The 17,414-nt window shown below is 69.2% G+C and carries 14 protein-coding genes; 6 read left to right on the forward strand and 8 right to left on the reverse strand.

Annotated elements, in window-relative coordinates; all coding sequences use genetic code 11:
• The first annotated feature begins 126 nt into the window (after positions 1-126).
• From HNR07_RS17925 to HNR07_RS17945, 5 genes are all read left to right on the forward strand, one after another.
• Positions 127-759, forward strand: coding sequence for a DJ-1/PfpI family protein (locus HNR07_RS17925; protein WP_184365973.1), 633 nt, complete (start codon positions 127-129; stop codon positions 757-759).
• A 91-nt stretch (positions 760-850) separates the two neighbouring features.
• Positions 851-1,855, forward strand: coding sequence for a threonine aldolase family protein (locus tag HNR07_RS17930; protein ID WP_184365974.1), 1,005 nt, complete (start codon positions 851-853; stop codon positions 1,853-1,855).
• Between the two features lie 159 nt (positions 1,856-2,014).
• Positions 2,015-2,803 carry an IclR family transcriptional regulator gene (locus HNR07_RS17935; protein ID WP_184365975.1) on the forward strand — a complete coding sequence of 263 codons (789 nt, stop codon included), beginning with the start codon at positions 2,015-2,017 and terminating at the stop codon, positions 2,801-2,803.
• 317 nt (positions 2,804-3,120) lie between these two features.
• Positions 3,121-4,620 carry a glycerol kinase GlpK gene (gene glpK / locus HNR07_RS17940; protein WP_184365976.1) on the forward strand — a complete coding sequence of 500 codons (1,500 nt, stop codon included), beginning with the start codon at positions 3,121-3,123 and terminating at the stop codon, positions 4,618-4,620.
• A gap of 187 nt (positions 4,621-4,807) precedes the next feature.
• Positions 4,808-5,569 carry an MIP/aquaporin family protein gene (locus HNR07_RS17945; protein ID WP_184365977.1) on the forward strand — a complete coding sequence of 254 codons (762 nt, stop codon included), beginning with the start codon at positions 4,808-4,810 and terminating at the stop codon, positions 5,567-5,569.
• Between the two features lie 88 nt (positions 5,570-5,657).
• Here the strand turns inward: HNR07_RS17945 and HNR07_RS17950 are convergent, their stop codons facing one another.
• The gene (locus HNR07_RS17950; RefSeq protein WP_184365978.1) at positions 5,658-6,512 is read right to left on the reverse strand and encodes a helix-turn-helix domain-containing protein; all 855 of its coding nucleotides are present in this window, start codon (positions 6,510-6,512) and stop codon (positions 5,658-5,660) included.
• 387 nt (positions 6,513-6,899) lie between these two features.
• On the opposite strand from HNR07_RS17950, the gene HNR07_RS17955 reads away from it, so the two are divergent.
• Entirely contained in the window at positions 6,900-8,468 is a 1,569-nt protein-coding gene (locus tag HNR07_RS17955; protein WP_184365979.1) for a glycerol-3-phosphate dehydrogenase/oxidase, read from the forward strand.
• 207 nt (positions 8,469-8,675) lie between these two features.
• Here HNR07_RS17955 and HNR07_RS17960 read toward each other — a convergent pair whose 3' ends face one another.
• The 7 genes from HNR07_RS17960 to HNR07_RS17990 all read right to left on the reverse strand — a co-directional run bounded on the left by HNR07_RS17960 (position 8,676) and on the right by HNR07_RS17990 (position 17,261).
• Complete coding sequence (locus tag HNR07_RS17960) at positions 8,676-8,879, reverse strand: cold-shock protein (protein ID WP_017581854.1); 204 nt, start codon at positions 8,877-8,879, stop codon at positions 8,676-8,678.
• A gap of 285 nt (positions 8,880-9,164) precedes the next feature.
• On the reverse strand, positions 9,165-11,672 hold the full coding sequence (locus HNR07_RS17965; RefSeq protein WP_184365980.1) for a glycoside hydrolase family 2 protein: 2,508 nt from the start codon (positions 11,670-11,672) through the stop codon (positions 9,165-9,167).
• Positions 11,673-11,726: 54 nt separating this feature from the next.
• On the reverse strand, positions 11,727-12,638 hold the full coding sequence (locus HNR07_RS17970; RefSeq protein ID WP_184365981.1) for an ATP-binding cassette domain-containing protein: 912 nt from the start codon (positions 12,636-12,638) through the stop codon (positions 11,727-11,729).
• Positions 12,639-12,642: 4 nt separating this feature from the next.
• Positions 12,643-13,596, reverse strand: a complete 954-nt coding sequence (locus HNR07_RS17975; protein WP_184365982.1) for an ABC transporter ATP-binding protein — start codon at positions 13,594-13,596, stop codon at positions 12,643-12,645.
• Entirely contained in the window at positions 13,596-14,507 is a 912-nt protein-coding gene (locus HNR07_RS17980) for an ABC transporter permease (RefSeq protein ID WP_184365983.1), read from the reverse strand. Before HNR07_RS17980 ends, HNR07_RS17975 begins: the two co-directional genes overlap by 1 nt.
• On the reverse strand, positions 14,504-15,499 hold the full coding sequence (locus HNR07_RS17985) for an ABC transporter permease (protein ID WP_184365984.1): 996 nt from the start codon (positions 15,497-15,499) through the stop codon (positions 14,504-14,506). The genes HNR07_RS17980 and HNR07_RS17985 overlap by 4 nt, the downstream gene beginning before the upstream one ends.
• A gap of 67 nt (positions 15,500-15,566) precedes the next feature.
• Entirely contained in the window at positions 15,567-17,261 is a 1,695-nt protein-coding gene (locus HNR07_RS17990) for an ABC transporter substrate-binding protein (protein WP_184365985.1), read from the reverse strand.
• Positions 17,262-17,414: the final 153 nt, after the last annotated feature.

Here is a 17,414-nt window from a genome sequence, read left to right on the forward strand (position 1 = left end):
CACCTGGACGGACAGGCCGGTATTTTCACGGCACTCATGAATAAAACCGGAGGCTGATGGGGCCGCTGCGCAGAAGCCGGTGGCCGAAAATTGACACTCCGACCGCCCAGACACCAACCTCATGCCATGAGTGCTGAGCCCGCCCCCTCCCTGCATCTCGCCGTGTACGACCGGATGGCCGACTGGCAGTACGGGCATGCGATCGCGCAGGTGAGATCGGGGCTCGGGCCGCACGGGGCGGGGAGCCTCGGGGTCGTCACCGTGGGGCTGACCGGTGCGCCGGTGACCACGATGGGCGGGGTGACGGTCCTGCCCGACCTCACGCTGCCCCAGCTCAAGCCCTCGGCCAGTGCGATGCTCGTCCTGCCCGGCTCCCCCGACTGGGACTCGGCGCCCGAAACGATGGCGCCGCTGGCCTCGGCTGCGGGCATCTTCCTCGACGCCGGGGTGCCGGTGGCCGCGATCTGCGGGGCCACCGCCGGGCTGGCCAGGGAGGGGCTGCTCGACCACCGGGACCACACCAGCTCCGCGCCGGACTACCTCCTGGGCACCGGGTACGCGGGCGGGCACAGGTATCGGTCCGAGCTGGCGGTCGCCGACGACGACCTCATCACGGCCGGGGCCACCGCGCCGGTCGAGTTCGCCCGGGAGATCCTGGCCAAGCTCGACGTCCTCAGCCCGCGCGCCCTACAGGCCTGGTACCGGCTGCACGCCCTGCACGACGAGGACGCCTACCTGATCCTCATGGAGGAGACCTGAGGGGAGGGCCGGGAAAGGAGACACCTGCCCCGAGGCGGCCCGAGCCCCGCCGAGTATCGTCGTGGCAGCGTCCCCAACCTACGGAGAAACCTTGATCGACCTGCGCTCGGACACCCTCACCCGTCCCACGCCCGACATGCGCCGGGCCATGGCCGAGGCAGAGGTCGGCGACGACGTGTTCGGCGAGGACCCGACCGTGCGGGCGCTGGAGGAGGAGACCGCGGCCCTGCTCGGGCGCGAGGCCGCGCTCTACGTCCCCTCCGGGCACATGGCCAACCAACTCGGGCTGTACGTGTCCACGCGCAGCGGCGAGGAGGTGTGGGCGCACGAGAACCACCACCTCATCGGTGACGAGCAGGGCGCCGCGGTGGTGCTCTCCCGGGTGCTGCCGCGGCTGTACCCGGGCGACCCCTTCCCCTCGCAGGAGCTTCTGGACACCTGGATCTCTGGGCTCGGCGACGTCCACCGCGCCGACCCGGCCCTGTTGTGGCTGGAGAACACCTTCAGCGGCCGAGTGGTCCCGCTGACCGAGCAGCGGCGGGTGACGGACTTCGCGCACTCGCACGGGCTGAAGGCGCACCTGGACGGCGCCCGGCTGTGGAACGCCGCCGCCCACCTGGAGGTCTCCCCCGCCGCGGTGGCCGCGGGCTTCGACACGGTGTCGGTCTGCTTCTCCAAGGGCCTGGGCGCGCCGGTGGGTTCGGCGCTGGCCGGTGACACCGACACGATCCGGCGGGCCCGGCGCGGCCGCAAGCTGCTGGGCGCGGGCATGCGCCAGGCGGGGATCATCGCGGCGGGCGCCCTACACGCGCTGCGCCACCACCGGGAGCGGATCGTGGAGGACCACGAGCGCGCGGCCCGGCTGGCCGGACTGCTGGCGGACCTGCCCGGGCTGTCCGTGCGGGCGCGGACCAACATGGTGCTGATCCGGACCCCTGAGGGGCGGGCCGCGGAGTACCTGGAGGCCTTCGCCGCCCAGGGCGTGCGGGCACTCGGCGGCGGTTCCCGGGTCCGGTTGGTACTGCGCCTGGAGATCACCGACAGCGACGTCGAGGACGCCGCGAAGGCGATCACCCGGGCCGCGGCCGAACTCTGATCCGCCCATGGCCTCGCCCGACCGCAGGTCAGCACGGGTGCCCGTCGGTACACTTGGCCGATCTCGCGCAACGAAGGGGCACCGGCAGGTGTTGCGCATCACATCGCGTAGTAGCATCTGGCGTATGACATTGTCGTACTAGAGAGTGGTAGCACCGCAATGCCGGGAAGAATCCAGTCCATCGAACGCGCCGCCGCGATCCTCCGGCTCCTGGCCAGTGGCGCCCGCGGACTGAGCCTGGCGGAGGTCTCCCGCTCACTGGAGCTGCCCAAGGGGACAGCCCTGGGCATCCTGCGCACGCTCCAGCACGTCGGTTTCGTGGAGCAGGACCCCGAGTCGGGCCGGTACCGCCTGGGCGGCGGGATGCTCAGCCTGGGCACCCGCTACCTGGACGGCAACGAGCTGCGCACCCGTGCGCTGAACTGGGCGGACACCCTAGCCTCGCGCAGCGGGGAGAGCGTGCGCATCGGCACCCTGCACAAGCACCAGGTCCTGGTGGTACACCACGTCTTCCGGCCGGACTCCAGTCGGCAGACCCTGGACGTGGGCACCCTGCTGCCGCTGCACGCGACCGCCCTGGGCAAGGCCCTGATGGCCTTCGACCCGCTGGCCGTCCCCGAGGAGGTCGCCTCGGTGGAGACCGACTCCCCGGTGGAGCTCACCGCCTTCACCCGGCGCACCGTCACGTCCATGGCGGCGCTGGAGGGCCAGCTGACCGAGATCCGCGACAGCGGCTGGGGCTGGGAGGCCGAGGAGCTGGTCGAGGGCGAGGTGTCCATCGCCGCCCCCATCCGCGACCGGCGCAACGTCACCGTCGGCGCCATCGGAGTGCGCGGCGCCGTCGAGCGCCTGCGCGGCGAGGACGGAAAGCCCGACATGGAACAGGTCTCCTACGTCCGCGACGCCGCCCGCGCGATCTCCCGGGAGCTGGGCGTCACGCCCTACTAGGGCCCTGCCGGACCCCGCCTGGCCGTCACAGACCCTCACAAACCCCGCCTCTTTCCCAAGGCGACGTCCACTTCGCACCACTTCGCGGCCATCAGCGGAGTGGTGTTTTCCGTGTCCGCACCCGTCCTGGGACAGTGGCCGCCCCAAGCTGGTGACCCACGCAACACGATTGCGTCACGCGGCCTTGACATGGGAAGGAAAGACGGTTGAAACTATCGCCTAATCATACGTCAATGTCGTACGTCGTTCGGTGACTATCGCCGATCACACCGTTTCCCACCCCGTTCCGCACCCGTCCACCTTGAAGGCGAGCACCGATGAGTCAGCAGTACGTCGCCGCGATCGACCAGGGCACCACGTCGAGCCGCTGCATCCTCTTCGACCAGGACGGACGCATCGTCTCGGTCGACCAACGAGAGCACCGCCAGATCTTCCCGAAGCCGGGGTGGGTCGAGCACGACGCCCTGGAGATCTGGACCAACGTCGAGGCCGTGGTCCAGGAGTCCCTGCAAAAGAGCGACATCACGCCGGACCAGATCGCCGCCATCGGCATCACCAACCAGCGCGAGACCACCCTGCTCTGGGACAAGGAGACCGGCGAGCCGGTCTACAACGCCATCGTCTGGCAGGACACCCGCACCGACGACATCGTCCGCGAGCTCGGCGCCCAGGAGGGCCAGGACCGGTTCCGCCCCAAGTGCGGCCTGCCCCTGGCCACCTACTTCTCCGGTCCCAAGGTCCGCTGGCTGCTCGACAACGTCGAGGGCGTCCGCGAGCGCGCCGAGCGCGGCGAGCTGCTGTTCGGCACCATGGACACCTGGCTCATCTGGAAGCTGACCGGCCGCCACGTCACGGACGTGACCAACGCCAGCCGCACCATGCTGATGAACCTGGCCACCCTGGACTGGGACACCGAGATCCTGGAGGCCATGCAGATCCCGGCCAGCCTGCTGCCGGAGATCCGCTCCTCCTCCGAGGTCTACGGCGAGTCCACCGGCTACCTGGCTGGCACCCCCGTGGCCGCCTCCCTGGGCGACCAGCACGCCGCCCTGTTCGGCCAGACCTGCTTCGACCCCGGCGACGTCAAGGGCACCTACGGCACCGGCACCTTCCTGGTGATGAACACCGGCACCGAGCCCGTGACCTCCAACAACGGTCTGCTCACCACGCTGGGATACAAGATCGGCGACGCCCCGGCCGTGTACGCCCTCGAGGGCTCCATCGCGGTCACCGGCTCCCTCGTCCAGTGGCTGCGCGACAACCTGGGCCTGATCTCCACCGCGCCCGAGATCGAGACGCTCGCGCGCACCGTGGACGACAACGGCGGCTGCTACATCGTCCCGGCCTTCTCCGGCCTGTTCGCCCCGCACTGGGACAGCGACGCCCGCGGCGTGATCGCCGGCCTGACCGGCTACGTCAACAAGGGCCACATCGCCCGCGCCGTCCTGGAGGCCTCGGCCTGGCAGACCCGCGAGGTCGTCGACGCCATGAACGCCGACTCCCAGATCGACCTCACCACCCTGAAGGTGGACGGCGGCATGACCGCGGACAACCTGCTCATGCAGATCCTGTCCGACGTGCTCGACGCCGAGGTCGTGCGGCCGATGGTCGCCGAGACCACGTGCCTGGGCGCCGCCTACGCGGCGGGGCTCGCGGTGGGCTACTGGCCCGACATCGAGACCCTGCGCGCCAACTGGCACAAGGCCGCCGAGTGGAACCCGAAGATGGCCTCCGAGGCCCGCGAGCGCGAGTACCACAACTGGAACAAGGCCGTGCAGCGCACCCGCTCCTGGGTGGAGCACGAGGACGCCAAGTAGCGCTTGGCAACAAGACGACCGCGCCCCGGGGGCACTAGTGCCACCTGGGACCCCCGGAGCGCGGATCCGGGGGCACCGAGCAGTGCCCCCGCCCATCCATCCTGTGACGGGTGCGTCCGATTATGCCCGCAACGGGCAAGGCGCCGACCCGTGACCCGACTGCCCCCCTCTCGGGGCGGAGGTCCCCATGCAAGACTTCTCGGTGTACCTGGCGGAGTTCATCGGTACCGCCATCCTGATCCTGCTCGGCGGCGGTGTCGTCGCCGGCGTCGTACTCGCCAAGTCCAAGGCCCTCGCCGGGGGCTGGATCGTGGTGACGCTCGGCTGGGGTATGGCGGTCGCCATGGCCGTCTACGTCGTCGGCACCACTTCCGGCGCCCACATCAACCCGGCGGTCACGCTCGGGCTGGCCAGCATCGGCGAGTTCAGCTGGGCCCTGGTGCCCGGCTACATCGCCGCCCAGCTCCTCGGCGCCTTCACCGGCGCGTGCCTGGTCTTCCTGGCCTACTCCGCGCACTGGAAGCACACCGACGACGCGGACGCCAAGCTCGCCGTCTTCAGCACCTCGCCCGCGGTACGCAACCCGGTCGCCAACCTCACCACCGAGGTCATCGGCACCGCGATGCTGGTGCTGGGCATCCTCGGCATCGGCGCCAACTCCGGCCACGTCTCGATCGGTGACGCCGACCTGTCCGGCCTGTTCAGCACCGGCCTGGCCCCGCTGCTGGTCGGTCTCCTGGTGCTCGGCATCGGCCTGTCGCTCGGTGGTCCCACCGGGTACGCCATCAACCCGGCCCGTGACCTGGGTCCGCGCATCGCGCACGCGCTGCTGCCGATCCCGGGCAAGGGCTCGTCCGACTGGGGCTACGCGTGGATCCCGGTGGTCGGCCCGATCGTGGGCGGTGTGATCGGCGCCTGGATCTGGCACCTGACCGGTTTCGGCGGCTAGCCGCGATCCCGCCGCCATCAGTGTCCTCGGAGGGCGCCCGGATCGTTCCGGGCGCCCTCCGTCGTTCGTGCCGTTCCCGTTCCACGGCTCACCGGCCGAGGTGGACCTCCTCCAGGTAGTCGAGGGTCTCCCCCGGTCGCAGCGCCACCAGCCCCAGGTGGTTGAGCAGGTTCCGGTAGCGGGCCACGTCATCCGGCTCCTCCAGGTAGATGCCGTCGGTGGCGGTCTCCAGGAAGACCACGGTCGGGTCGATGGCATCGGGGAACTCCAGGATCACGCAGGAGCCGCCGCTGCCGGGGTTGACCCGGTCCGCCCTGGTCATCTGCACGGTGACGTTGGGGCGCTGGGCCATCTCCAGGAGGTGTTTGACCTGGCTGCGCCGGACCTCGGGATGGTCGTGCAGGCGCAGCAGCGAGCCCTCGTCGAAGATGGCGTACAGCTCCGGCGGGTCGCGGTCCTCCAGGATGCGCTGTCTGGTCATCCGGGCGTCGACGGCCCGGCGGATCTCCTGCGGGCTGGCCAGGCAGGCCTGCGCGACGAGCCGCATGTACTCGGGGACCTGGAGCAGCCCGGGCACCAGGAGGGGCTGCCAGGTCGTGATGGATCTGGCCTCGGCCTCGAAGCCGACGAACCGGGCCGCGAGGACGTCGCGGTACCGGGTCCACCAGCCGCGTTCGAGGGACTGGCGGCACAGGTCCAGAATCTCGTCGAACTCTCCGCCCGGGGGCACCCCGCAGGCCTCCAGGATCGCCCGGACCTCCGGGAGGCTGGGGCGCTTCTTCACCCCGGACTCGATGTTCGAATACGTGGACTTGGACAGGCCCGCTTCCGCCGCGGCCTCTTCGCTGGTCTTACGGGCGGCGAGCCGGACCCGCCGGAGCTCGGCGGAGAGCCGGCGCCGCCGGATCGTGGGTGAGTACCTATTGGCCATGATGCGGTTCATCGTAGGACCGGCGGCGCCTCCCCAGTGGGACAACCGGAGAACCCGAAGTCCAGGCATTTATCCTGTTCAGGGAAGCTGGAAGCCCAGTTCAGGATCCCCGGATTCCAGCTTTTACCTTGCGCACGAGGCTTCTGGCCACGTACTCAAACAGTGCGACAATGCCGAACCTCAAACACAACAAGCGACACCATGACCCCCCTGGGTCACATCAGAGCTTCCAAGCGCCCCCCAAGACCCATCTCGGTCAAGGGAACACCGCCAATACCGACTCCGATCTTCACCATCGTTCGGCATTGTCGTATTATGCGTACGACACCCACCTGAAACGTGGAGCCCGTTCAGGTACGTGCGGAATCGCCCCCCTCTCCAACGGACGGAGCACCAGCCATGACCGCCAGCACCCACCGAAGCGACGCCCCCGCGGTACGCGCGCACACGCGCGAGGAACTCGCCCGGGGCACCTTCGACCTCCTCGTCATCGGCGGCGGGATCCTCGGCACCTCCGTCGCCTGGACCGCGACCCAGGCCGGCCTGCGAGTGGCCATGGTCGACGCCGGCGACTTCGCCGGAGCCACCTCCAGCGCCTCCTCCAAGCTCGTGCACGGCGGTCTGCGCTACCTCCAGACCGGCAACGTGCGCCTGGTCGCGGAGAACCACAGGGAGCGGCGCTCGCTCGCCTCCGACGTGGCTCCGCACCTGGTCAACCACCGCCCCTTCCTGGTGCCGATCTACTCCGGGGGGCCGCACGGCGCCGCCAAGATGGGCGCGGGCGTCTTCCTCTACTCCGCGCTGTCCGCCTTCGGCGACGGCATGGGCCGCCTGCTCTCGCCGCTCCAGGCCAAGCGCCTGGCGCCCGGGCTGCGCACCGAGGGCCTGAAGTCCGTCGCCGCCTACAGCGACCACCAGATGAACGACAGCCGGATGGCGGTCATGACGGTGCGCGCCGCCGCGGACGCCGGGGCCGTGGTTCTCAACCACGCCGAGGTCCTGGGGCTGCGCACCACCCGGGGCAGGGTGACCGGTGCCGACCTGCGCGACCGCGTGAACGGTGAGGACTTCGGGATCGACGCGCGGCTGGTCCTCAACGCGACCGGCCCCTGGGTGGACCACCTGCGCCGTCTGGAGGACCCGGCCGCGGCGCCCAGCGTGCGCCTGTCCAAGGGCGCCCACCTGGTACTGCGCACCCCGGACCCGTGGCGGGCCGCGCTCACCATCCCGGTGGACAAGTACCGGGTGTCCTTCGCCATCCCGTGGGAGGGGCACCTGCTCCTGGGCACCACGGACGAGGCCTTCGAGGGCGACCCCGCGGACGTGGGCGTGGTCCCCTCCGACGTCGACCAGATCCTGGGCGAGGCGGCGCTGGGCATCGACGCCCCCTACCTGGACCGCGACCGCATGACCTACTCCTTCGCGGGGCTGCGGGTGCTGCCGGGCGGCCCCGGGGACACCAGCTCGGCCAAGCGGGAGACCGTGGTCAGCCAGGGGCGCGGCGGGATGCTCTCGGTGGCCGGGGGCAAGTGGACGACCTACCGGCACATCGGCCGGGCCGTCCTGGAGGAGCTGCGCAAGGTGTCGGCGGTCCCGCTGTCGGAGGACATGGCCGACCCGCTGCGGACCGTGCCGCTGCCCGGGCTGGCCAGCCCGGACGCGGTCACCCAGCGCCTGATCATCGACCGTGAGCCGGGCACCCGCCTGGACCCGCTGGTCGCCCGGCACCTGGCCTCCCACTACGGCAGCCTGGCCATGGACCTCGCCGCGATGGTGCGCGCCGAGCCGGAACTGGGCGAGCGCATCCACCCGGACGGCCCGGACATCTGGGCCCAGGTGGTCTTCGCCCGCGACCGCGAGTGGGCGGTGACCGTGGACGACGCCCTGCGGCGCCGGACCACCGTCACCGTGCGCGGCCTGGACACCGCCGAGGTGCGTGAGCGCACCAAGGCCCTCCTGGAGGCCTGAGTCGCGCGCACGGGAGCCCCGGGACCTTTGTTGACGGGTCCCGGGGCTCCCGTGCGCGCGGAGGCACCGCTCCAGGGCTCGGCCCCGGGCCAGAGGCTCTCGGGCAGCGGCCCCGGACATGCGAACGCCCCCGGAGAGCCAGGCTCTCCGGGGGCGTTCCGCGACATTCGCACCCCTCGAGGGGCGACATCGCAACGTCTGGCGGTCTTAGATCGCGACGACGTTCTCGGCCTGGGGGCCGCGGGTACCGGCGACGATCTCGAACTCCACGCGCTGGTTCTCCTCCAGGTTACGGAAGCCCGAACCCTGGATGGCGCTGTAGTGAACGAAGGCGTCGGGGCCACCGTCGTCGGGGGAGATGAAGCCGAAGCCCTTCTCGCCGTTGAACCACTTCACAGTTCCCTGAGCCATGTTTTCTCCTTCAGCTCGGTGTACACGGACGCATACTCACACGCCCGAAAATTGCCGCGAGCCGACTCCATGAGAAACCGCCCGCCGGTCACAAACTCCGCGGGCAAGACACCAACTGCGAAATTCAACGACTAACAATCTTCAATGAACGTACCACAGACGAGCCAGCTGGTGATGGATTTCGGTGTGGCAACCCGCACGGCGCGCCGGGGAATACCGGCGGGCCGCGCGGGGAGCACGCGTGATGCGCACGGCAGCCACCGGAGCGTAACGGGAACGCCACCCCTAGTTCACGAGGGAGTCGTTGACGCACTTCAGCACGGGTGGCGCCGTGACCGCCTCCGGGTCGAGCCGGGCACCGCCCGGCACCGTGAAGGTGTGGGACTCCCCGGGCAGCAGGGTCACCAGGGCGCTGTCCGCGCTCACCCCGGGGTCGAGCCGGTCCACGTTCAGGACCAGGTCCCGCAAGAGCACACGCGCCCGGACCCTCACCCGCAAATCGTCACCGTCCATCCGCGTTTCCACGTCGAATTCGGGTTTTCGGTAGTCCAGTTCATGGTCACGGGAGAAGAACCACCAGGCCCGCTCTCCCCCGCCGTCGGCGGTCAGCACCTCACGGGCGGGGTCCTGGGCCCGGGCGACCCCCTCGGGCACCGGGATCCGCAGCGCGCCGCGGGGCGCCACCCGGACCGGATGCGCCGAGGCGGCCAGGGCCCGGCCGGTGTCGAAGTCGCGGCGCACCACCGTCACCTCGGTGGACCACTCCTGGTCGGTGTCGTTGCCCAGGACCACCGTCAGCCCGCCACCGGAGACCGGCTGGACGGTGGCCACCCGGTCCGCGTACACGCGGCGCAGCGCGTACCACAGGGGCTTGCGCAGCCCCGCCCCGTCCACCGCGGCCCAGGAGGTGACCGGCCAGCAGTCGTTGATCTGCCACATGACCGTGCCCGTGCAGTACGGCCAGGTGGAGCGGAAGTGCTCGATACCCACGGTCAGGGCGCGCGCCTGGTTGACCTGGGTGAGGTAGTGCCAGTCGTCGTAGGACCAGTCGCGGTCACCGAAGTGCGCGGCCAGTCCGCGGGCCAGCTTGCCGTTTCCGTCGATCGCCTTCTGGTGGTGCAGCACGCCGGGCGAGGTCGAGGTGAGCGGGGCGTCCGTCACCGAGCCCCGCAGGGTGGAGTGGGCGGGCGGCGCCTGGTAGCCGAACTCGGCGGCGAACCGGGGCCGGTGGTCGCGGTAGACGGTGTAGTCGACCTCGTTCCACACGTCCCACAGGTGCATGGTGCCGTGGGTCGCCTCGTTGGGGTGGACGCCCTCCGCCTCGGAGTAGGGGCTGCCCGGCCAGTAGGGGCGGGTGGGGTCGAGTTCGGCGACCACGCGCGGCAGCACGTCCAGGTAGTACCCGGCGCCCCAGGCCCGGCCGTCGAGCTGCTCCTTCCAGCCCCAGTCCTCGTGCCCCCAGATGTTCTCGTTGTTGCCGCACCACACGGCGAGGCTGGGGTGCGGGGCCAGCCGCACGACCGCGTCCCGCGCCTCGGCCTCGACCTCGGCGGCCAGCGGCTCGTCCTCGGGGTAGGCGGCGCAGGCGAAGAGGAAGTCCTGCCAGACGAGCATCCCGCGTTCGGAGCAGAGTTCGTAGAAGTCCTCGGACTCGTAGATCCCGCCGCCCCAGACCCGCAGCAGGTTGATCCCGGCCTCGGCGGCCTGGTCGATCCTCTCCCGGTAGCGGCCGCGGCCGATCCTGCTGGGGAAGGTGTCGTCGGGGATCCAGTTGGCGCCCTTGACCAGGACGTCGCGGCCGTTGACGCGCAGGGCGAAGGCGGCCCCGTGCTGGTCGGGCGCGCTGTGCACGGCCACGTTGCGGAACCCGATCCGGCGCGTCCAGGTGTCGAGGATGCTCTGATCCGCACCGGGTTCGGCGGCGGACAGCTCCACGGTGAGATCGTGCAGCGGCTGGTCGCCGTGACCGCGCGGCCACCACAGCCCGGGGTCGGCGACCACCAGTTCCAGGGCGGCCTCCGTCTCGCCCGCGGGCACGGCGACGGTGGTGGTCTCCCCCGCCACCGTCGCGGTCAGGGTGAGGGGAACGTCCGCCCCGGGCCCGGTCCGCTCCACCGCCACCCGGACGCCGACCCGGCCCAGCGAGCCGTCCTCGGTGACCGACACCAGCGGCCGGACCGAGGCCAGCCGCGCCGTGGACCAGGCGTGCAACCGGATCGGCCGCCAGATCCCGGAGGTCACCAGGGTCGGGCCCCAGTCCCAGCCGAAGTTGCAGGCCATCTTGCGGATGTACTGGTACGGCTCGTCGTAGGCGCCGGGGAGGACGCCCATCCGCTCCCGGTTGGCCTCCGCGTACCGGTACGGCGAGGCGAACTCCACCTCCAGGGCGGGGTCCGCGCCGCCTTCGGCCAGCGCCTCGGTGGCGTCGAAGCGGTACGAGCGGTGCATGTTGGCGGAGCGACCGACCTCCCGGCCACCGACCCGGACGGTGGCGACGGTGTCCAGACCGGCGCAGACCAGGTCCACGCGCTCCGCCGTGCCGTCCAGGGCCTCGGCCTCGGCCGCCAGGGAGCGCGTGTACCTCCAGTCCGTGCGCCCGATCCAGCCCAGACGGTCCTCGTTGTCGTCCAGGTAGGGGTCGGCGATCAGGCCGTGGTCGAGCAGGTCCGTGTGGACACAGCCCGGCACGGTGGCGGGGACCTCGCCGACCGCGGCGGCCGGATCCGACAGGGCGTCCCCGTGGGGCACCGCCGTGAGGGCCCAGTCGTCGTGGAGGTCGAACCAGGAGGTCATGCGCGCTCCCTTTCTGATGCTTCTGATGGTGTTGGAGGCGGGTCCGGACCTTGGTCAGCCCTGATCGATACCGACGAAGTGTCCCTCTTCGGCCTCGATGAGCGGAGCGGAGTCGTCGTCATCGGCGACCTTGGGCAGTTCCACGTCCTCGGGCGGGTTGGCCGCCAGCTCCGCGTCCACTTCCGCCCAGGTGCGGTGCATCTGGGGCACGCACGAGAGCAGGTGACGGCTGTAGGGGTGGAGGGGGTTGTCGAACACCGTGCGAGTGGGTCCCATCTCGGCGATGGCGCCCTTGCGCAGGATCACGGACTTGTCGCTGACGTAGTTGCCCAGGGACAGGTCGTGGGTCACGAAGATGATGCCCAGGCCCCGTTCCTTGAGGTCGCCCAGCAGGTTGAGCACGTCGATACGGGTGGAGGCGTCCAACATGCTGATGATCTCGTCCGCCACCAGCAGTCTGATGTCGAGCAGCAGCGCACGTGCGATGAGCAGCCGCTGGAGCTGCCCGCCGCTGAGCTGGTGCGGGTACTTGCCCAGCACGTTCTCCGGGTCCAGGCGGACCGTGCCGACCGCGTCCAGGACCTTGCGCTTCCAGTCCGCGTCGGACATCCCGGGGAAGTAGGAGGACCGAATCATCTCGAAGACGCGGTCGGCCTTGAAGATCGGGTTGAAGGAACTGAACGGGTCCTGGAAGACCCCCTGTACCTTGCGGTAGTACTCCTTCTTCGCCGAGAACCCGCGGATCCGCGACACGTCCTCGCCCTCGAAACGGATGGTGCCCGAGCTGATCCTGGTCAGCCCCAGCACCATCTTCCCGATCGTGCTCTTGCCGCTGCCGCTCTCGCCGATCAGCGACACCACCTCGCCTGGCTCGACGGTCAGGCTGACGTCGCGAACAGCACGAAGTTTCGCTCCGCCGAACGCTCCCACCCGGTACACCTTGTGCACGTGGCTCAGTTCCAGCACGGCACTACCTCCCCGTCTTCCAGCAGGCGGCCCAGTGGCCGGGATCGATCTCCACCAGCGGCGGCGTCTGGGAGCACTCCTCCGAAGCGATGGGGCAGCGGTCCTTGAACCGGCAGCCCGTGGGAGGTTTCAGCAGCCCCGGCGGGGTGCCCGGGATTCCCTCCAGACGCGTGTCCACCGTGGTCGCGCCGACTTCGGGCAGCGCCCCGATGAGCATCTTGGTGTAGGGGTGCTGCGGGTCGTTGATGATCGTGCTCGCCGGGCCCTTCTCGGCGATCCGGCCCGCGTACATCACCATGACCGTGTCGGCCATCTGGTAGACGAGCGAGATGTCGTGGGTCACGAAGATCATGCTCTTGACGTAGCCGCGGTCGCGGAACTCGACCATGGACTCGACCACCGACCGCTGGGTCGACACGTCCAGGGCCGAGGTCGCCTCGTCCGCGATGAGCAGGGACGGGTTGAGCAGGGTCGCCATGACCATGACCACCCGCTGCTTCATCCCGCCGGAGAGCTCGATCGGGAACCGGTTGAGCACGTCGGGGTCGAGCCCGACGAGCTCCAGGCGCCGTTCGAGCTCCTCGGCGACCGTGGCGGGGCGCACTCCGCGCGAGCGCAGCAGCTCGTTGATCATCCGCCCGATCTTGCGGGTGGGGTTGAGCGCGCTCATCGCGTACTGCGGGATGAGGGAGATCTCGTGGTAGCGGAACGGATTCATCGCGCCGTCATCGGCGATGGGTACGTCCTTGCCGTCCAGCTCGATCGTGCCGTCCACGTGCCGCATCCGGCCGTCCAGCCTGATCAGGCTCTTGCCGAGGGTGCTCTTGCCGCAGCCGGACTCGCCGGCCAGGCCCATGATCTCCCCGTCGGCGAGGTCGAAGTTCACCCCGTCGAGGGCGTGGACGTCCCCGCGCAGGGTCTGGTAGTAGACCTTCAGGTCCTTGACGCGCAGGGTCATCACAGCTCCCGCAGCTTGGGGTTGAAGACTTCGTCCAACCCGACGTTGAGGATGTACATCGAACCCACCAGGAGGGTGATCCCGGCACCCGGCGGGATGAACCACCACCACATGCCGAGCTGCAGGGCGCTCCACTGGACGGCGCTCTCCAACATGAGGCCGAGGGAGACCCCGCTCACGGGGCCCAGGCCGATGAAGTCGAGCCCGGCGGCGATGAGGATCGCCCCGCCGAAGAGCAGGATGAAGGACATCACCAGGTAGGAGCTCATGTTCGGAGCGATCTCGGTGGTGATGATCTTCGCGGTGCGGCGACCGCTCAGACGGGCCAGGTCCACGTAGTCGCGGGTGGCCAGGGACAGCGCCTGGGAGCGGACCGCGCGTGCGGCCCAGGGCCAGGAGGTCAGTCCGATGAACAGGGCCTGCACGAGGATGCCTCGCACGTCCAGGTAGGCGACGGCGACGATCAGCACGACCAGGGTGGGCAGCACGAGCACCACGTTGGTGAACATGTTGAGGAGTTCGTCGATGAACCCGCCCTTGTAGCCGGCGAGGAACCCGACCGCGGTGCCCACGACGAAGGCGATGCCGCCGCCGAGTGCGCCGACCAGGAAGGTCGATCGCAGCCCGTAGACGAACTGTGCCCAGATGTCCTGACCGAAGGAGGTGGTGCCCATCCAGTACTCGGAACTGGGCGGCTGGCTCTTGGGGCCGACGTAGACGTTCGGACCGTGGTCGATGAACAGCGGCCCGATCAGGCCGGTGAGCAGGAGCGCGAGCACGATGCCCGTACCGATGAGGAGTTTGGGGTTGCGCCGGGCGAAGTGCAGGGTCTCGGAGACCTTGCGCTCGGCGACCGGCTCGGGGGCGGCTCCGGAATCGGCCGCTCCCGGTGCTCCGGGGACATTGGTCATGACGCGCCTCCCGTCATCTGCACACGCGTGCGCGGGTCGACCAGGACGTAGATGATGTCGATGATGAAGTTGGCGATCAGCACTCCGACCACCACGAACAGGAAGATGCCCTGCAGCAGGAAGAAGTCGTTGTTCCTGAGTGCGTTGAGGATCAGGGTGCCCAGGCCGGGGTAGTTGAAGACGATCTCGGTGAGCAGCGCTCCGGCGATGATGGTGCCCAACTGCACGGCCAGGCCGGTGATCTGCGGCAGCATCGCGTTGCGGAAGGCGTAGCGGCGGATCAGTCGGCGGGGGGCACCGAGGGCTTGGAGGTAGTTCGAGTAGTCCGCTTCCAGCTCGTAGATGATCATGTTGCGCATCCCGATAGCCCAACCGCCGAGGGCGACCAGGAACAGGGAGAGGAACGGAAGGAACCAGTGGCTGAGCAGGTTCGAGACGAATACCCACGACCATGACGGCGTGAGAGCGAAGCTGTAGCCTCCGGCTGTCGGGAAGAAGCCGCCCACCACACCGAGCGCCCAGGCGAGCAGCAGGGCGATCCACATGTAGGGGGTGGCGGTCAGGATGTAGCCGAGCGGCAGCACGGTGTTGTCGAGGACCTTGCTGCGCGCCGCGAACGCACCGAAGCGGTTGCCGATGATCCAGCTCAGGATGATGGCGGGCAGCAGCAGGCCCAGGGTGAACGGCAGGCTGCGGAGGATGATGTCGGTCACCGGCTCCGGGTAGAGCCAGACGCTGATGCCGAGGTCACCGCGGAAGAGGCCCGCCCAGAAGGCGAAGTACTGCTGGTGGAGCGGGGTATCGAGGCCGAAGACCTCGTTGTAGTAGGTGGTCATGCGTTCCAGTGCCTCGGGGTCGGAGACCGAGGCCCTGTTGAGCATGCTGCGAACGGGGTCGCCCGGCATGAACCGCGGGATCATCCAGTTGATGGTGACCGCGACCACGAAGGTGATGCCGTAGATCCCGAGCTTGCGGCCCATGTAACGCCACACGGGGTTCCTCCAGATGTGGGGCGCGGGGTGGAGCGCTCCCATACCGGGAGCGCTCCACGGGTGCGCGTTATTCGGCCAGTTCGATCTCGGCGAGGGTGCGGATGGCTCCGAGCTCGAACCATCCGTCCCACATCGTGGCGTAACCGGCGGTGCCCTGTTCGCTGGGCCAGTTCGTCCAGGTGGTGTTGGTCTGCTGCGACCAGAGGCCGTTGTACCAGAGCGGGATGGCCGGAAGTTCGGCCATCTGGATCTCCTGGATCTGCGAGGTGACCTCAGCCGCGCCCGCCACGTCGTCCGCCGGGACGGCGGCGAGCTCCTCGACCAGGGCCCAGACCTCCTCGTTCTCGTAGCGACCGAAGTTGGCCGTGGTCTGCTGGTCACGGATCGGCAGCTGGAAGAGGTAGTCGTAGTAGGTCCACGGGGTGTTGCTCAGCTGGCGCTCGTTGTTGACGAGCATGTCGAAGTCACCCTCGTTGCGGTTGTTGACCAGCAGGTCGAAGTCGGGGAAGTCCGCCTCGACGTTGATCCCGACGTCCTGGGCGTTCTCCGCGATGACCCGGGCGGCCTCCATCCAGTCGGTCCAGCCGGAGGGGACCTGGAGGGTCAGGGAGATGGGCTCTCCATCCGGGGTGTCGACGAAGCCGTCCCCGTTCTGGTCGGTGTAGCCCGCGTCCTCCAGCAGGGCGACCGCCTCGTCCGGGCTGTAGGAGTAGCCCTCCTCGGAGACCAGCTCGTGGTCGATGTAGTCGTCCCACTGGGGGAGCAGACCCGTGGGGTTGGCGCCCTCGACCAGGTTGGAGTAGGGGCCGTCGATGATCGTCTCCATGTCGATGGCGTGCGCCAGCGCCTTGCGGAACTCGGCGTCGCCCATCGGCTCCTGTTCGTGGTTGAGCACCAGCCAGGCGGTGTTGGCGGACTGCATGTAGGGCGGACCGTCGTAGAAGCTGGTGATGGCCTGCCCGTCGATCATCTGGTCGATGCCGGGCAGGAAGTTGTTAGAGAGGTCGACCTCGTTGTTGCTGATCATGTTCATCGTCACCTCGTTGGAGGCGTTGACGATGTCGACGATGTAGGTGGGCTGCATCTCCAGGCCCAGGGCCTCGGTTCCCCACCAGTCGTCGTTGCGCTTCCAGACCATGCGGTCATCGGCGTGCGTCTCGTAGAGGTAGGGACCACTGCCGACCGGATCGGCGTTGGGGTCGTCGCTGAGACCCGCCTGGTCCTTGTCGGCCCAGATGTGGTCCGGAACGATCGGGGTGCTGTAGGCCCAGTTCATCCACTCCTGGGGGCGACTGTCCGAGAAGTTCACCGTGACCTCCAGGTCACCGGTGGCCTCGACGCTCTCGATGAAGTTCCAGATGTTGCTGTAGGAGATGTCCATCTGGCCGAGCTCGATGGTGGTCGCCACGTCCTGGGCGACGATCGGCTCACCGTCGGACCAGGTCATCCCGTCGCGCAGGGTGATGACGTGGGTGTCCGCGTCGGGCCACTCGTCTCCCTCCGCGAGCCAGGGAACGTAGTCGTTCGCCTCGGGGTCGTAGTGGAAGAGCGGTTCATAGGCCAGACCGAAGGTCCCCACGGCGTACTGGCCGCGCATGATCGGGTTCCAGTTGACCGGCGGGCCCCAGGCGGTACCCGTGGTGTACAGCGTCTCGCCCCGGGGATAGCCCTCGGAACCGCCGCCCTCTCCGCCTTCGCCTGAGCACGCACTGGCCACGATCACCAGTGCCGCCAGGGCAGCGGGAAGCCTCAGAGATCTCATCTCGACTCCTCCTCACACCCGGCCGGCCCTCTAGGGGGGAAGCCGATCCTGTCAGGGACAGGCTGGGAGCGCTCCCAATAGTGGAAGCAAAGGGCCGTTGCTGAACCGGGTAAGTGACGTTAACAACAACACGGACCGACGAACCCCGTCAAT

Origin of the sequence: Nocardiopsis metallicus (assembly GCF_014201115.1) — a bacterium.
Taxonomy (GTDB): Bacteria; Actinomycetota; Actinomycetes; order Streptosporangiales; family Streptosporangiaceae; genus Nocardiopsis; species Nocardiopsis metallicus.

Excerpts from the sequence above, each read along its gene's own strand:
- HNR07_RS17925 (WP_184365973.1), top strand. The coding sequence starts at position 127 with ATGAGTGCTGAGCCCGCCCCCTCCCTGCATCTCGCCGTGTACGACCGG.
- HNR07_RS17935 (WP_184365975.1), top strand. The coding sequence starts at position 2,015 with ATGCCGGGAAGAATCCAGTCCATCGAACGCGCCGCCGCGATCCTCCGG.
- glpK (WP_184365976.1), top strand. The coding sequence starts at position 3,121 with ATGAGTCAGCAGTACGTCGCCGCGATCGACCAGGGCACCACGTCGAGC.
- HNR07_RS17945 (WP_184365977.1), top strand. The coding sequence starts at position 4,808 with ATGCAAGACTTCTCGGTGTACCTGGCGGAGTTCATCGGTACCGCCATC.
- HNR07_RS17950 (WP_184365978.1), bottom strand. The coding sequence starts at position 6,512 with ATGAACCGCATCATGGCCAATAGGTACTCACCCACGATCCGGCGGCGC.
- HNR07_RS17955 (WP_184365979.1), top strand. The coding sequence starts at position 6,900 with ATGACCGCCAGCACCCACCGAAGCGACGCCCCCGCGGTACGCGCGCAC.
- HNR07_RS17960 (WP_017581854.1), bottom strand. The coding sequence starts at position 8,879 with ATGGCTCAGGGAACTGTGAAGTGGTTCAACGGCGAGAAGGGCTTCGGC.
- HNR07_RS17965 (WP_184365980.1), bottom strand. The coding sequence starts at position 11,672 with ATGACCTCCTGGTTCGACCTCCACGACGACTGGGCCCTCACGGCGGTG.
- HNR07_RS17975 (WP_184365982.1), bottom strand. The coding sequence starts at position 13,596 with ATGACCCTGCGCGTCAAGGACCTGAAGGTCTACTACCAGACCCTGCGC.
- HNR07_RS17980 (WP_184365983.1), bottom strand. The coding sequence starts at position 14,507 with ATGACCAATGTCCCCGGAGCACCGGGAGCGGCCGATTCCGGAGCCGCC.
- HNR07_RS17990 (WP_184365985.1), bottom strand. The coding sequence starts at position 17,261 with ATGAGATCTCTGAGGCTTCCCGCTGCCCTGGCGGCACTGGTGATCGTG.